Source organism: Micromonospora hortensis (genome assembly GCF_022230935.1).
GTDB lineage: Bacteria > Actinomycetota > Actinomycetes > Mycobacteriales > Micromonosporaceae > Micromonospora > Micromonospora hortensis.
In genome coordinates this window covers 48,462-62,243 of sequence record NZ_JAKKFE010000054.1, presented here as the reverse complement: position 1 = coordinate 62,243, position 13,782 = coordinate 48,462, and the positions used below count along the sequence as shown (strand labels likewise).

At 71.2% G+C, this 13,782-nt stretch carries 13 protein-coding genes; 7 read left to right on the top strand and 6 right to left on the bottom strand.

The features are described from left to right. Positions 1-65: 65 nt before the first annotated feature. From NIE111_RS27660 to NIE111_RS27650, 3 genes are all read right to left on the bottom strand, one after another. Positions 66-470 (bottom strand): MarR family winged helix-turn-helix transcriptional regulator, encoded by a 405-nt coding sequence (locus tag NIE111_RS27660; protein ID WP_238687308.1) that lies wholly within the window; start codon positions 468-470, stop codon positions 66-68. A 240-nt stretch (positions 471-710) separates the two neighbouring features. Next, positions 711-1,115 (bottom strand): YjbQ family protein, encoded by a 405-nt coding sequence (locus NIE111_RS27655; RefSeq protein WP_167457620.1) that lies wholly within the window; start codon positions 1,113-1,115, stop codon positions 711-713. A gap of 26 nt (positions 1,116-1,141) precedes the next feature. Beyond that, positions 1,142-1,588, bottom strand: a complete 447-nt coding sequence (locus NIE111_RS27650; protein ID WP_238687224.1) for a hypothetical protein — start codon at positions 1,586-1,588, stop codon at positions 1,142-1,144. A gap of 178 nt (positions 1,589-1,766) precedes the next feature. Here NIE111_RS27650 and aceE point away from each other — a divergent pair, with 178 nt between their 5' ends. Beyond that, the gene (gene aceE / locus NIE111_RS27645) at positions 1,767-4,505 is read left to right on the top strand and encodes a pyruvate dehydrogenase (acetyl-transferring), homodimeric type (RefSeq protein ID WP_308193763.1); all 2,739 of its coding nucleotides are present in this window, start codon (positions 1,767-1,769) and stop codon (positions 4,503-4,505) included. A gap of 134 nt (positions 4,506-4,639) precedes the next feature. Here aceE and NIE111_RS27640 read toward each other — a convergent pair whose 3' ends face one another. After that, complete coding sequence (locus NIE111_RS27640; RefSeq protein ID WP_210783445.1) at positions 4,640-5,086, bottom strand: SRPBCC family protein; 447 nt, start codon at positions 5,084-5,086, stop codon at positions 4,640-4,642. A gap of 188 nt (positions 5,087-5,274) precedes the next feature. Between NIE111_RS27640 and NIE111_RS27635 the strand changes: the two genes are divergently transcribed. The 3 genes from NIE111_RS27635 to gltX are packed head-to-tail and all read left to right on the top strand — an operon-like array spanning position 5,275 to position 9,359. Further along, positions 5,275-6,624, top strand: a complete 1,350-nt coding sequence (locus NIE111_RS27635) for a GH1 family beta-glucosidase (protein ID WP_238687223.1) — start codon at positions 5,275-5,277, stop codon at positions 6,622-6,624. Further along, the gene (locus NIE111_RS27630) at positions 6,621-7,898 is read left to right on the top strand and encodes an MFS transporter (protein ID WP_238687222.1); all 1,278 of its coding nucleotides are present in this window, start codon (positions 6,621-6,623) and stop codon (positions 7,896-7,898) included. The genes NIE111_RS27635 and NIE111_RS27630 overlap by 4 nt, the downstream gene beginning before the upstream one ends. A 51-nt stretch (positions 7,899-7,949) precedes the next feature. Beyond that, positions 7,950-9,359 carry a glutamate--tRNA ligase gene (gene gltX / locus NIE111_RS27625; protein ID WP_308193762.1) on the top strand — a complete coding sequence of 470 codons (1,410 nt, stop codon included), beginning with the start codon at positions 7,950-7,952 and terminating at the stop codon, positions 9,357-9,359. Positions 9,360-9,617: 258 nt separating this feature from the next. On the opposite strand, the gene NIE111_RS27620 is transcribed toward gltX, so the two are convergent. Next, a complete protein-coding gene (locus NIE111_RS27620) occupies positions 9,618-10,235 on the bottom strand; it encodes a copper resistance CopC family protein (protein WP_238687221.1) in 618 nt (205 codons plus the stop codon). A 252-nt stretch (positions 10,236-10,487) separates the two neighbouring features. On the opposite strand from NIE111_RS27620, the gene NIE111_RS27615 reads away from it, so the two are divergent. Next, positions 10,488-11,138, top strand: a complete 651-nt coding sequence (locus NIE111_RS27615; RefSeq protein ID WP_238687220.1) for a hypothetical protein — start codon at positions 10,488-10,490, stop codon at positions 11,136-11,138. 90 nt (positions 11,139-11,228) lie between these two features. On the opposite strand, the gene NIE111_RS27610 is transcribed toward NIE111_RS27615, so the two are convergent. Continuing rightward, on the bottom strand, positions 11,229-11,558 hold the full coding sequence (locus NIE111_RS27610; RefSeq protein ID WP_238687219.1) for a hypothetical protein: 330 nt from the start codon (positions 11,556-11,558) through the stop codon (positions 11,229-11,231). A 313-nt stretch (positions 11,559-11,871) separates the two neighbouring features. On the opposite strand from NIE111_RS27610, the gene NIE111_RS27605 reads away from it, so the two are divergent. Both NIE111_RS27605 and NIE111_RS27600 read left to right on the top strand, forming a co-directional pair. After that, positions 11,872-13,077 (top strand): sensor histidine kinase, encoded by a 1,206-nt coding sequence (locus tag NIE111_RS27605; RefSeq protein WP_238687218.1) that lies wholly within the window; start codon positions 11,872-11,874, stop codon positions 13,075-13,077. Beyond that, positions 13,074-13,766 (top strand): response regulator, encoded by a 693-nt coding sequence (locus NIE111_RS27600; protein WP_238687217.1) that lies wholly within the window; start codon positions 13,074-13,076, stop codon positions 13,764-13,766. The genes NIE111_RS27605 and NIE111_RS27600 overlap by 4 nt, the downstream gene beginning before the upstream one ends. The last annotated feature ends 16 nt before the right edge of the window (positions 13,767-13,782 follow it).

Genomic DNA, 13,782 nt, shown 5'->3' with positions numbered 1-13,782 from the left:
ACGTCGGACAGCATTACCGACGGAAGGCCTGCTCGCCCAGTGGGACACGGCCGGCAGGGGTGCGCTCACTCCGGCCCGAGGGACTCCGGACAGCCGCCGTCGGACACCTTCCAGACCAGGTCACGAAGGGTGCTCAGCTCCTGGTCGCTCAGCCCGGACAGGAGTCGGGAGTCGGACATCACCTCGATCACCCGGGCTCGCACGGCGCGACCCTCCTCGGTCACCACCAGCGTCTTCTGCCGCCGGTCCGTCGGGTCGGTGCGGCGCTCGACCAGCCCGGCCTGCTCCAACTTGTCGACCAACACCGTCACGTTCGACCGGTCACAACCCAACTGACCGGCGAGATCCCGGGCCGGCAGCGGGTGGTCCGGGTCCAACTCCCGCAGCGCCCGGGCCGCCGCCGGGGTGAGCCCCAGATCGGCGAACGCGGAATCCTGCCGGTGTCGCAACGCGGCGGTGACGTGCGCCATCCGCCGCACCACATCGACGGCGAGACCGGTCCGATCCACCGGACCGCCCACCGCTGAACCCACCTGCCGCGTCACGACCACATCGTACGCAACAGCCCGTCACCGCCAGCTCACCGATCAGGCCAGGACGGGCCACCCCGCGCACCCGCTGCGCCGATCTTGCAGTTTCGGTTGTCCAGATGAGTGGGATGTCCCTTGTGTCGGGACAGTAAGTGCAAGATCGCCGGGAGAGGGGCGGGGTTAGGCGGGGAGGAAGGAGAAGCGGACTTGGCGGGTCGGGTTGTCGCCGTTGGTGTCGACGAGGCAGATCGACTGCCAGGTGCCGAGCGCCAGTCGACCGCCGAGCACCGGCAGCGTGGCGTACGGCGGGATGAACGCCGGCAGCACGTGGTCGCGGCCGTGGCCGGGCGAGCCGTGTCGGTGCCGCCAGCGGTCCTCGGTGGGGAGCAGGTCGTCCACGGCGCTGAGCAGGTCGTCGTCGGACCCCGACCCGGTCTCGATGATCGCCAGGCCGGCGGTGGCGTGCGGCACGAAGACGTGCAGCAGGCCGTCGCCCTCGCCCGAGACGAACTGCTGGGCCTCGGCGGTGATGTCCCGGACGGTCGGCCGGGACCCGGTCTGGACGGTGATCACGTCGCTGCGCATACGTCGCATTCTGCCGCAGTGCGCGGTCAGGAACTGCCGCCACCGCCACCCGAGTCGCCGCCACCGGACCAGCCGCCACCGGAGTCACCGCCGGACCAGCCCCATCCGGACCAGCCTCCCCCGGAGTCGCCGCTGCCGCCGGCCGGCTCCGTACCGTCGGAGCTGTCGTGGTCACCGTCACGCTGACGGCCGACGTGCCCGCTGCCGGCATCCCCGGCGGGCATCGGGTAGAAGCCGTACCCGCCGCCGTCCGAGTCCGAACGAGGGCGACGACGTCCGGACTGGCCGCTCCGGCGGGCAGCGCGGATCGCGTCCCGCAGCAGGCCCGCGCCGAGCACCGCCACCAGGGCGCCGAGGGCCACCAGTCCGACCATCGGCAGGTTGCCGGAGGCGAGGGCGACCGCGCCGATGACCAGGCCGACCACCCCGACAACGATCATGATCGCGGCGACCGCGACACGGCGTCCGTTCATGGCGGTAACGGTAGGACCGGCGGTCAAACCGCTCAGGTTCCACACGGTCGTCGCGCTAAGTTACCGGCGAGTACCTGTGTTCAGCATCGCGTCGGGGGCACCTAGACGTGACGACGGGTGCCACCAGGGGGCAGGATGGCGCTAGAGACCTATCCCACACACAACCGAGGGAACGCCTGTGGCTACGGAACGCAAGCGCCCGGTGATCAGCGACGGCCTACCGAGCCAGCTTCCGGACATCGACCCTGAAGAGACCAGCGAATGGGTCGAGTCGCTTGACGGTGTCATCGACGAACGCGGGGCCAAACGCGCCCGCTACGTCATGCTGCGCCTGCTGGAGCGGGCCCGTGAGCGCCAGGTCGGGGTTCCGCCCCTGACCACCACCGATTACATCAACACCATCCCGTCGGAGCGCGAGCCCTGGTTCCCGGGTGACGAGCACGTCGAGCGGCGAATCCGGGCGTACGTCCGGTGGAACGCCGCCATGCTGGTGCACCGGGCGCAACGCCCGGAGATCGGCGTCGGCGGTCACATCTCCACCTTCGCCAGCTCGGCCTCGCTCTACGAGGTGGGCTTCAACCACTTCTTCCGGGGCAAGAACCACCCGGGCGGTGGCGACCAGATCTTCTACCAGGGCCACGCCTCCCCCGGCATGTACGCGAGGGCGTTCCTGGAGGGGCGGCTCAGCGAGCACCAGCTCGACGGGTTCCGCCAGGAGCTGTCGCACCCCGGTGGTGGGCTGCCCTCGTACCCGCACCCTCGGCTGATGCCGGACTTCTGGGAGTTCCCCACCGTCTCGATGGGCCTCGGCGGTCTGAACGCGATCTACCAGGCCCGCTTCAACAGGTACCTGCAGCACCGCGGCATCAAGGACACCTCCCAGCAGCACGTCTGGGCGTTCCTCGGCGACGGCGAGATGGACGAGCCGGAGACGCTCGGCGCGATCGGCGTCGCCGCCCGCGAGGAACTGGACAACCTCACCTTCGTGATCAACTGCAACCTGCAGCGGCTGGACGGCCCGGTCCGGGGCAACGGCAAGGTCATGCAGGAGCTGGAGGCGTTCTTCCGGGGTGCCGGCTGGAACGTGATCAAGGTCGTCTGGGGCCGTGAGTGGGACCCGCTGCTCGCCGCGGACACCGACGGCGCGTTGGTCAACCTGATGAACACCACGACCGACGGCGACTACCAGACCTACAAGGCGGAGTCCGGCGCGTACGTGCGGGAGCACTTCTTCGGCCGTGACGCACGGACCCGCAAGATGGTCGAGCCGCTCAGCGACGACGAGATCTGGAACCTCAAGCGGGGTGGGCACGACTACCGCAAGCTCTACGCGGCCTACAAGGCGGCCACCGAGCACACCGGTCAGCCCACTGTCATCCTGGCGAAGACGATCAAGGGTTGGACCCTCGGTTCGCACTTCGAGGGCCGCAACGCGACCCACCAGATGAAGAAGCTGACGCTGGAGGACCTGAAGACCTTCCGCGACCGGCTCTACCTGGACATCCCGGACTCGGCGCTGGAGGACAACCCCTACCTGCCGCCGTACTTCCACCCGGGCGAGAAGTCCGAGGAGCTGGCGTACCTCAAGGAGCGGCGCGAGCAGCTCGGCGGGTACCTGCCGTCCCGGCGCACCAGCACGAAGCGGCTGGCCATCCCCGGCCCGGAGCGGTTCGCCGACGTCAAGCGCGGCTCGGGCAAGCAGAAGGTGGCCACCACGCAGGCCTTCGTCCGTCTGCTCAAGGACGTGATGAAGGACAAGGAGTTCGGCAAGCGTTGGGTGCCGATCATCCCGGACGAGGCCCGCACCTTCGGCCTCGACTCGATCTTCCCGACCGCGAAGATCTACTCGCCGCACGGCCAGCGCTACACCTCGGTCGACCGCGAGCTGTTCCTGTCGTACAAGGAGTCGACCTCCGGGCAGATCCTGCACGAGGGGATCAACGAGGCCGGTTCGGTGGCTTCGTTCACCGCGGCCGGCTCGGCGTACGCCACGCACGACGAGCCGATGATCCCGATGTACATCTTCTACTCGATGTTCGGGTTCCAGCGGACCGCCGACGGGCTGTGGGCAGCGGCCGACCAGATGGCCCGAGGCTTCCTGCTCGGCGCCACGGCGGGTCGGACCACGCTCAACGGTGAGGGCCTTCAGCACGAGGACGGGCACTCGCTGCTGATCGCCGCCACCAACCCGGCCGTGGTGGCGTACGACCCGGCGTTCGCGTACGAGATCGCGCACATCCTGGAGCAGGGTCTGCACCGGATGTACGGGGACGCGCAGGAGAACGTCTTCTACTACCTGACGGTCTACAACGAGCCGACGCTGCAGCCGGCCGAGCCGGCCGACGTGGACGTGGAGGGCCTGCTCAAGGGCATCTACCGCTACTCGCCGGCACCGCAGGTCGACGGTCCGAAGGCCAACCTGCTCGCCTCGGGCACCGGGATGCAGTGGGCGCTCAAGGCCCAGCAGCTCCTCGCCCAGGACTGGGGGGTGGGCGCCGACGTCTGGTCGGTGACCTCCTGGACCGAGCTGCGCCGCGACGCGGTGGAGACCGAGGAGTACAACCTCCTCAACCCGGGCGCAGAGGCGAAGGTTCCGTACATCCAGCAGAAGCTGGCCGAGGCGGACGGGCCGAAGATCGCGGTCAGCGACTTCATGCGCGCGGTACCGGATCTGATCGCCCGCTGGGTACCCGGCGACTACACGTCGCTCGGCACCGACGGTTTCGGCATGTCGGACACCCGGCACGCGCTGCGCCGGCACTTCCACGTCGACGCGGAGTCGATCGTGGTGGCCACGCTGCGGCAGCTCGCCCGCAGCGGCGCGGTGGCGACCACGGTGCCGGCCGAGGCCGCCAAGAAGTACGCGATCGACGATGTCAACGCCGCACCGGTCGGCGAGACCGGCGGCGACAGCTGATCCAGCACCACTGAGCAGGGCCCGGCGCATCCGCGCCGGGCCCTTTTCGGTGTACGGAGCGGCGGTGGTCCGGGAGCCCTGGCGGGGATCCGGACCACCGCCGTCGCGGGTGACGCCGGGAGGATGGGCGCTCGTCAGCCGACGGCGGCCAGGTCGGTGAGCCGGGCCAGCGAGTCCTCCAGGTCGGCGCCGACCCGACGCAGTCCGAGGCGCAGCATGGCCGCCTTGACCGGGCCGGCCGGCCAGCGGACCACGATGAGGCGCACGATCGTCCCGCCCTCCTCCTCGTCTCCGGTGAGCTGGACGTAGATCTCGGTGCGCGCCTCCGCCCGAGATCCAGCACCCTTGGCCCGTTCCCGCCAGCCGATCAGCGTCGGCTCCTGGTAGGCGATCACCTCGGCCTCATGCGCCGAGCCACGCCCTGCCTGGACGAGTTGTCGCCGCCCGAAGCCCTCTCCCGAGAGCACTTCGGCCGCTCGGACCCCGGCCAGCCAGGCCGGCAACTGCTCGGCCCGCTGCACGACATCCCAGACCACTTCAATTGGCGCCGCCACGTGCGCACTGCGTTCCACGAGGATCATTTCCGTCTTTCCTCCGGTGAGGACATCCCACGATATCGGCACTCTATGCGCTAAATCGGACTTACCTGGACGGGTTCGGAAAAAGACACGCCGATCAACCATTGCGGAATGCGTCAGGCCGGCCTATGGCGCATTCATCGAGAGCGCTCTAAAGTCCCGAACACGTTTCACGTTGACCGGGAGGGCGCATGTCGACAGCACCGATGCCCCAGTTCCCCACCGGCTTCCGCTGGGGCGTCTCCACATCGGCCCACCAGATCGAGGGCGCCACCACCGCCGACGGACGCGGTCCGTCCATCTGGGACACGTTCGCGCACTCCCCCGGGCGGATCAGCGACGGCAGCAGCGGCGAGGTGGCCTGCGACCACTACCACCGGCACACCGAGGACGTCGCGCTGCTGGCCGGCCTGGGCGTCTCCGCGTACCGGTTCTCCATCGCCTGGCCCCGGGTCCAGCCCACCGGATCCGGTCCGGCCAACCCGGCCGGCCTGGACTTCTACGACCGCCTGGTGGACGAGTTGTTGGCCGCCGGCGTCGACCCGGTGGCCACCCTCTACCACTGGGACCTGCCGCAACCCCTCGAAGACGCCGGCGGCTGGCTGCACCGCGACACCGCCGCCCGCTTCGCCGAGTACGCCGAGAAGACCGCCGCCCGGCTCGGCGACCGGGTCCGGCTCTGGATCACCCTCAACGAGCCGTTCATCCACATGAGCCTCGGCTACGGCATGGGCGAACACGCCCCCGGCCGGGCGCTGCTGTTCGACGCCTTCCCGGTCGCCCACCACCAACTGCTCGGGCACGGGCTCGCGGTCGCCGCGCTGCGGAGCCACAGCGCCAGCCCGGTGGCGATCGCCAACAACTACTCGCCGGTGCGGGTGCTCGGTGACCGCGACGCCGACCGGGCCGCCGGGGCGACGTACGAGGCGCTGCACAACCGGCTCTTCACCGACCCGCTGCTCGGCCGCGGCTACCCGGATCTGCCCGGATTCGACCCGAGCGTCATCCACCCCGGCGACCTCGACACGATCGGCGCGCCGATCGACGTGCTCGGAGTCAACTACTACAACCCCACCGGGGTACGGGCTGCCGAGGAGGGTTCACCACTGCCGTTCGACCTCGTGCCGCTGGACGGCTACCCACGCACCGCCTTCGACTGGCCGGTGGCCCCCGACGGGCTACGCGAGCTGCTCGGCTGGCTGCGCGACACCTACGGCGACGCGCTGCCACCCATCGAGATCACCGAGAGCGGCTGCGCGTACGACGACGCGCCCGACGCCGACGGGCAGGTGGCCGACCCGGAGCGGATCGCCTACCTCGACGGGCACCTGCGGGCGGTCCGGGCCGCCGTCGACGACGGGGTGGACGTCCGCGGGTACTTCGTCTGGTCGCTGCTGGACAACTGGGAGTGGGCCGAGGGCTTCACCAAGCGCTTCGGTCTGGTGCACGTCGACTACGCCACCCAGACCCGTACGCCGAAGTCGTCGTACACCTGGTTGCGCGACGTGATCGCGGCCAGCCGGCCGGGGTCGGCGCGGTGACCACCCTCGACCCGACGCCGGCGTCGCTGCCGGCGGCACTCGCCGAGCCGACGGTGCCGGTGCGGCGCGGCTGGATCGGTCTGATCTTCGCGGCCAACCTCGGCGTGTGGATGGCGTTCTTCACGCCCATCCAGGTGCTGCTGCCGCAGCAGATCGAGCAGATCGCGCCCGGCGACAAGGAGAACATGCTGGCAGTGGTCACCGGCCTCGGTGCGCTGGCAGCGGTGCTGGCCAACCCCCTGGCCGGCGCGTTCTCCGACCGGACCTGCCTGCGGATCGCCGGCCGCGAGTTCGGCCGTCGGCACGTCTGGACGGCGGGCGGGGCCGTGCTCGGCGCGGCGGCCCTGGTGCTGCTGGCCCAGCAACGGACCATCCTCGGCGTCGCCCTCGGCTGGGTCGCCGCGCAGGTCTGCTTCAACGCGATGCTGGCCAGCCTCACCGCCGCCATCCCGGACCGGGTGCCGGTGCGGCAGCGCGGTGGCGTCTCGGGGTGGGTGGGCATCCCGCAGGCGCTCGGGTTGGTGCTCGGCGCGGTGCTGGTCACCGCCGTGGTCACCGGCAACGCCGCCGGCTACCTGGCCATCGCCGTGGCCATCCTGCTGCTGTCACTGCCGTTCGCGCTGTTCACCCCCGACGAACCGCTGCCGCGTACCCATCGCCCGGCGATCCGGACGCGAGCGCTGCTCGCCTCGATGTGGATCAGCCCCCGCCGGCACCCGGATTTCGCCTGGGCCTGGATCACCCGGTTCCTGGTCCAGCTGGGAAACGCCCTGGGCACCCTCTACCTGCTGTACTTCCTCAGCGACGGGGTGCGCCACCCCGACCCCGAGGGCGGCCTGCTGATCCTGATCCTGCTCTACACGCTCGGCATGATGCTGACCGCTGTGATCGCCGGCCGGATGTCCGACCGTTCCGGCCGCCGCAAGATCTACGTGATCGTCTCCGGGCTGATCATGGCGGTGGCGGCGCTGCTGCTCGCTGTCGCGCCGGTCTGGCCGATGGCGATCGTCGCCGCGCTGCTGCTCGGCGCCGGCTACGGCGTCTACCTCTCGGTGGACGCCGCGTTGATCACCCAGGTGCTGCCCCGGGCCACCGACCGGGCCAAGGACCTGGGGGTCATCAACATCGCCAACTCGGCGCCCCAGGTGCTCGGCCCGGCGCTCTCCGCCCCGCTCGTGGTGTACCTGGGCGGCTATCCCACGCTCTACGCGGTCACCGCAGTGGTCACCCTGCTCGGCAGCGCGCTGGTCGTCAAGATCCGCTCCGTCCCCTGAGCAAGGGGGCGGTGGCGGAAAGCAGTCGCGTACCGCCGTAGGCTGGGGGACGTGACAGTACGTGTGCGCTTCGCCCCTTCCCCGACCGGTATGTTCCACGTCGGCGGCGCCCGCTCGGCGCTGCAGAACTGGATCTACGCCAAGCAGCAGGGCGGCGTGTTCGTGCTGCGCATCGAGGACACCGACGCGGCGCGCAACAAGCCCGAGTGGACCGAGGGCATCCTCTCCGCGCTGGACTGGATCGGGATCTCCCGGGGCAGCTACGAGGGCCCGTACTTCCAGTCGGCGAACGCCGGCGAGCACCGGGCCGCCGCAGCGCGCCTGCACGAGTCGGGCCGCGCCTACTACTGCGACTGCACCCGCGAGGACGTGCAGGCCCGCACCGGCTCGCAGTACCAGGGCTACGACGGCTACCACCGCGACCGTGGCCTCGGCCCCGGCCCCGGGCACGCCCTGCGCTTCCGTACGCCCGACGAGGGCGCGACGGTTGTGGTCGACCTGATCCGTGGTGAGCCCACCTTCGAGAACAAGCTCATCGAGGACTTCGTCATCGCCCGGGGCGACGGCTCGCCGGTCTTCCTGCTGGCCAACGTCGTCGACGACATGACGATGGGCATCACTCACGTGATCCGGGCCGAGGAGCACCTGCCCAACACCCCCAAGCAGCAGTTGCTCTGGGAAGCCCTCGGGGTCAAGCCGCCGATCTGGGCGCACGTGCCGGTGGTGGTCAACGAGAAGCGGCAGAAGCTCTCCAAGCGCCGGGACAAGGTCGCCCTGGAGGCGTACCGCGACGAGGGTTACCTCGCCGGCGCGATGCGCAACTACCTCATGCTGCTCGGCTGGGCCCCCTCCGGCGACCGGGAGATCGTTCCCTGGTCGGTCATCGAGGACGAGTTCCGGCTGGACGAGGTCAACCTCTCCTCGGCGTTCTTCGACGAGAAGAAGCTGCGGGCGTTCAACGGCGAGTACATTCGCGCGCTGCCGGTGGCCGAGTTCGTCGACGCCTGCCAGCCGTGGCTGACCGGCACCGGGACCATCGCGCCGCCGCCCTGGCAGCCGGAGGAGTTCGACGCCGACGCGTTCGCCGCCGTGGCGCCGCTGGCCCAGACGCGGATCGCGGTTCTCAGCGAGATCGTGCCGAACGTCGACTTCCTCTTCCTGGCCTCGCCGCTGATCGACGAGGCCGCCTGGACCAAGACGATGAAGGACGGTTCCGCCGAGCTGCTGGACGACGCCGTCGCGGCGTTCGAGGCGCTGGACTCCTGGGACGCCGAGTCGTTGAAGTCGACGCTGGAGGCGGTCGGCGCCGAGCGGGGCCTCAAGCTCGGCAAGACGCAGGCACCGGTACGGGTCGCTGTCACCGGCCGCACCGTCGGTCTGCCGCTGTTCGAGTCGCTGGAGGTGCTCGGTCGCGAGCGCACCCTGACCCGGATGCGCGCCGCCCGCCTGCGCCTGGTCTGACTGTCGCCCGTCAGCTCGTCAGCTCGTCAAGAAGACGTCGCCGGCCTAGCTCCGCTTCGCCCTGCCTTTGCTCTGCACCCCAATTTGCACCGGTCGCCGACCGCCGCCGTTCGTCGCCGACCGCCGCCGTTCGTCGCCGACCGCCGCCGTTCGTCGCCGACCGCCGCCGACCGTCGCCGACCGTCGCCGTCGCATCCGCGGGTGCAGAGCAAAGGATGATGCGCACGCTGCCCACCGGGAGCGGCGAGGATCAGAGGGTTACCGAGCTCGTCGCTGGCGGCGGAACACGAGACCGGCCCCGAGTGCGGCGAGCAGCAACAGGCCACCGAGCGCCCAGATCCACCAGCGACCGCCGGAGTCGGATCGCTCCGACGCCGCCGGCACCGTGGAGGCCGTCGAACCGCCGGGGGTCGCCGACGCGGGCCCGGCGGAGGGTACGCCGACGGCCGACGCGGCGGCCGAGGGCGAGCCGGCCGGGTTGGTGCTGGCGGCGGCCGACGGCGAGGCGGACGGATCGGCGGCGGTACCGGTGGTGAGGGTGAACCGCACCTCGCCCTTCACCGGGTGCCCGTCGGACGACGCGAGCTGGTAGCCGACGATGTAGAGCCCGGCGGCGGCCGGCTTGAACGGCACCCGCACTCGACTGCCGTCGAAGGCGGGAGTCCCGCCAGCGACCACATTGTCCGGTCCGGTTATTGTGATCTTCGTCGTAGTTGGTGACGGCTTGGCGAGGAACCGCAGCTCGACCCGGGCGGGCGCCGACGCCACGCGGGCGCCGTCGCGCGGGTTGCTGCCGGTCAGCTGGTTGTGGGCGGCGGCCGGAGTCGCCGGCACCAGAAACGACACACCGAACGCCACGCCGAGCACCACTGGCATGACCCGCACCGTACGTGTAACCCTGCCCCCCATGAACCCCTCCGTAAGGGTACGATCCGCCCGCTGATCAAACGGCTCCTCATTAGTCGAGCAGAGATCGCAGATAGTTCCAATTACTGTTCCGAAAGCTGCAACTCATCGACGTTCTGCGGAGTCTGTAGGAGTGGACGCGACCATCCGGTCGATGCCGCACCGGCAGATCGGTCCAGACGTCACGACGAAGCCATCCATCGAACGGGGCGAGGAGGCGGGATGGTCCGACACATGAGGCGGTTGGCCGCCGTGTTGGCGGGCACGCTGGCGGTGGCACTGCTGTCGCTAGGCACCGCCAGCTCGGCCTCGGCGGCACCGAAGCCGGCACCCGCCGGAGTGGACATCACCGGCACGGGGCTGTCCGCGCCGCTGCGGTTGCACGCGGACACGGAGCCCGCCCTCGTGGGCGCGGTCATCGACCAGGTCAACTTCCTCGCTCGCACCGGCATGCCGACCGGTCCGAAGGCAGCCAACCTCGGTCCGAAATACACTGTCGTGGTGCTCGCCGGCGAGACGCCGAAGCAGACCTACGACCTCTATCCCAAGGCGATCGGCGGCCCTCGCGTCTTCCGGCCGGCGAAGCAGCCGGACGGCCGCAAGACCAGCGCCGGCTGGTTCCTGGGTCGGCTCAGCATGTCCGAGACCCTGCGCGCCGCCGGTGTGCCGCTGGAGCGGCAGTTCGACACGGTCAGTGGCGGCGCGGGCGGCGGCGAGCGAGTTCTCCCGGAGGACACGCTCGACCCGGCGAAGGACCTCGACGAGGCGCTCGGCGACCTGCAACACCTGCTGCTGCTCAACGTCGGCGTGATGCTGACCATCACGGTCGGCCTCGCCGGGATCGCCCTGCTGATCCGTCGGCGCACGCGCTGAGCCGACGCACGCGCTGAGCCGACGCACGCGCTGAGCCGACGCACGCGCTGAGCCGACGCACTCGCTGATCAGCGGGTGCGTCGGCGGTGCTCAGCACCAGCGGCGCGGTGGGCGCTCCCGGCGGGTGGCCCGCGGCCGCGGTCGGACCGCGCCGTGCCGGTGCGCCCCGGCCCAGCCGGGAAGTTCGCTGAGGCAACCAGCGGGAACGTCCGCGTCGGGCTCGGCGAGACCGGCGGGCTCGGCAGAGCGCTGACGCGGCAGCACGGGTTCGTCATCGACGCGCCCGTGCAGTGGCTCGACCGGGTGCGCTGGTGCGCCGCCGACCGGCCGGCGGTGCTTGCCAGCCGCCTGCGGGTCGTGGTGCCCCGGCCGGCAGGGCTCGCCCTGGGCGCAGCCGTGTTCGGCCTCCCCGTGCGCCATCCCCGGTCTCCTCACGCTCGCCTCGCCCCCGGGTGCTCTCCCCGAGGTGCCCTGTCACCGTACTGGCCGGGACCGACGGGCCGCGCGCAGCGTACCCGGGGTCCGGACCGGTCGGTCCTCGAAGAGGCCGCTGAGCGCGGGGGCCGGTTACGCAGTTCACACCTTCTTTTCGCGCAGTTCACCCGGCGAGTCACGGTCGAGGGCCCACCGGCGGTCGGTAAGGGTCCGCGTACCCCTTTCGGCGCATGGCGGTGCGGTCGAGGTCCTCCCCCGGTGGGAGTTCGGCGGACGACGGCTGTGGTGGGATCGGGGCATGCGTGCGCCACCGTGGCTCGACTCCGGCACCCTCGGCCGCGACCTCGTGCTGGCCGGCGCGTCACTGGCCGGTGGCCTGGTGCTACACGCCCTGGGTTGGCAACCGCAGGTCCGTCCGGCGGGGAACGTGCCGTCGGCGCTGTTCCTGCCGCCGCTGGTGGCGGTCTGCGTCGCCGTCGGCCTACGGCGGGTCGCACCACGCGCCAGCCTGGCCGTGGGGACCGGCGCGCTGGTGGTCGACACGGCGCTGGGCAGTTCGCTGGGCACGGTCCTGGTCTACACGCAGGTGCTCTACGACGCCTGCGTGTACGGCCCGCCCCGGCTGTGGCGGTGGTTGCTGCGGATCACCGTGGCGCTGAGCCTGGTCGGGGTGGTCGTCGGCGTGCTCGGGTACGGCCAGTGGCGCGGAGCGGCGCTCGGGGTGCTGGTGGTGCTCGCCGGGGTGCTGCCGGTCCTGACCGGCATCAGTGTGCGGCAGTACCGCGACCAGGCCGCCGCCGAGCGGGCGCGGGCCGAGCAGACCGCCCGGTTGGTCGAGTTGGACCGTCGGCAGGCGGTCAGCGCCGAACGGGCCAGGATGGCCCGGGAGCTGCACGACGTGGTCGCGAACCACCTCAGCGCGGTGGCCATCCACGCCACCGCCGTGCTGTCCGTGCCCGGGTTGGATCGCGGCCAGGTCGAGTCGGCGTTGCGGGTGATCCGGGAGAGCAGCGTGCAGGGGCTGGCGGAGATGCGTCAGATGATCGAGGTGCTGCGCGAGCCGGGCGCCACCGGTGGTTCGGCGCCATCGGGTGACGACCCGACCGTGCCGGAGGTGATCAGCGCCCGGCTGGCCGAGGCGGACGGGCTGGTCGACCGGATCCGGGCCGCCGGCTTGGCGGTGCGGGTCCGCACCGACGGCACGCCGGGGCCGCTGCCGGTGGCGGTGGACCTGGCCGCGTACCGGATCGTGCAGGAGTCGCTGACCAACGCGCTCAAGCACGGCACGGGTGAGGCCGACCTGACGATCGCGTACGGGTCGGCGGAGGTGGTGCTGACTGTGGAGAACCCGGTGCGTCGGCACGGGGTCGGTCTGCCGGGCGCCGGGGCCGGGCTGATCGGCATGCGGGAGCGGACCACGCTGCTGGCCGGTCGGATCACCGCGGGGCCGCAGGATGGTCGCTGGCTGGTCCGGGCCGCCCTGCCCACCGGGGAGGTCGGGTGACCGGGCCGTCAGGCGACGCGGGCACGGCGACGGTACGGGTGGTGCTCGCGGACGACCAGCCAGCGGTGCGGGCGGGGCTGGCCCTGATCCTGGGTGGCTCGCCGGGCATCGAGGTGGTCGGCGAGGCAGGCGACGGCGACGAGGCGGTGCGGTTGTGTCGGGAGTCGCGCCCGGACGTGGCGGTCCTGGACGTCCGCATGCCCCGCCGGGACGGGATCTCCGCGACCCGGGCCATCGTCGCCGACGGGCTCGCCGACGTGCTGGTGCTCACCACCTTCGACCTCGACGAGTACGTCTTCGGCGCGTTGCGTGCCGGTGCGGCCGGTTTCCTGCTGAAGGACACCGACGCCGACGGCCTGGTGGCGGCGGTGCGGACGGTGGCGCGTGGCGACGGCTTCATCGCCCCCGCGGTGACCCGCCGGTTGATCACCGCCTTCGCGGCCACCACGCCGGGCGCGTCCGCGGCCACCCGGGCCGCGCTGGACACCCTCACCCCACGCGAGCGCGACGTGCTGGCCTGCCTCGGCCTGGGCCTGTCCAACCAGCAGATCGCCGATCGGCTGGTGCTGGCGGAGAGCACCACCAAGACACATGTGAGCCGGATCCTGGCGAAGCTGAGCCTGCGTAGCCGGGTGCAGGCTGCGATCCTGGCCCAGGAGCTGGGGCTGCCCGCTCCCCCACAACCGTGAACCGCTTTCAGTCCAC

Excerpts from the sequence above, each read along its gene's own strand:
- NIE111_RS27660 (WP_238687308.1), bottom strand. The coding sequence starts at position 470 with ATGGCGCACGTCACCGCCGCGTTGCGACACCGGCAGGATTCCGCGTTC.
- NIE111_RS27655 (WP_167457620.1), bottom strand. The coding sequence starts at position 1,115 with ATGCGCAGCGACGTGATCACCGTCCAGACCGGGTCCCGGCCGACCGTC.
- NIE111_RS27650 (WP_238687224.1), bottom strand. The coding sequence starts at position 1,588 with ATGAACGGACGCCGTGTCGCGGTCGCCGCGATCATGATCGTTGTCGGG.
- NIE111_RS27640 (WP_210783445.1), bottom strand. The coding sequence starts at position 5,086 with ATGATCCTCGTGGAACGCAGTGCGCACGTGGCGGCGCCAATTGAAGTG.
- NIE111_RS27635 (WP_238687223.1), top strand. The coding sequence starts at position 5,275 with ATGTCGACAGCACCGATGCCCCAGTTCCCCACCGGCTTCCGCTGGGGC.
- NIE111_RS27620 (WP_238687221.1), bottom strand. The coding sequence starts at position 10,235 with ATGCCAGTGGTGCTCGGCGTGGCGTTCGGTGTGTCGTTTCTGGTGCCG.
- NIE111_RS27615 (WP_238687220.1), top strand. The coding sequence starts at position 10,488 with ATGGTCCGACACATGAGGCGGTTGGCCGCCGTGTTGGCGGGCACGCTG.
- NIE111_RS27610 (WP_238687219.1), bottom strand. The coding sequence starts at position 11,558 with ATGGCGCACGGGGAGGCCGAACACGGCTGCGCCCAGGGCGAGCCCTGC.
- NIE111_RS27605 (WP_238687218.1), top strand. The coding sequence starts at position 11,872 with ATGCGTGCGCCACCGTGGCTCGACTCCGGCACCCTCGGCCGCGACCTC.